This is a genomic window from Aerococcus sp. L_32, from assembly GCF_050689315.1.
Map to the genome: position 1 here is coordinate 1 of NZ_JBOEQF010000875.1, position 779 is coordinate 779.

At 44.7% G+C, this 779-nt stretch carries 1 pseudogene; it reads left to right on the forward strand.

Annotated features, from left to right (window positions below):
- A pseudogene (locus ACRCJ0_RS17050) lies at nt 1-779 on the forward strand (DNA-directed RNA polymerase subunit beta'); the annotation flags it as partial.

The following is a 779-nucleotide window of genomic DNA, read 5'->3' on the forward strand; positions in this document are numbered from 1 at the left end:
GGTTACTTGACTCGTCGTCTTGTTGACGTTGCCCAAGATGTCATCATTCGTGAAGCAGACTGTGGCACTGACCGTGGTTTAGCGATTGAAGCAATCAAGAATGGTAACGAAGTGATTGAAACACTTGAAGAACGTTTGACTGGCCGTTACTTACAAAAAGAAGTACGTCATCCAGAAACTGGCGAAATCATTGCGCACCACAACGAATTAATCGACGAACAAACTGCTCGTCGCATCGTTGAAGCTGGTATTGAGCAAGTAACGATTCGTTCAGCCTTCACATGTAACACTCGTCACGGTGTATGTAAACATTGTTACGGACGCGACCTATCTACTAACCAAGAGGTAGAAGTAGGGGAAGCAGTTGGTACAATTGCTGCACAATCTATCGGTGAGCCAGGTACACAGTTAACAATGCGTACATTCCATACTGGTGGGGTTGCCGGTGATGACATCACTCAAGGTCTTCCTCGTATCCAAGAGATTGTTGAAGCACGTCATCCAAAAGGTCGTGCCGTGATTACTGAAGTTGCTGGAGAAATCGAAGCCATCGAAGAAGACGAAGCAAGCCGTACGAAGACAGTATTTGTTAAAGGTATGACAGACTCTCGTGAGTATAAAGTACCTTACACAGCGCGTATGAACGTTGCTGAAGGCGATACTGTTCACCGCGGACAACAATTAACAGAAGGTTCAATCGATCCTAAAGACTTACTACGTGTAACAAACACACTAACTGTTGAAACATACATGTTAGATGAAGTTCAACGTGTATACCG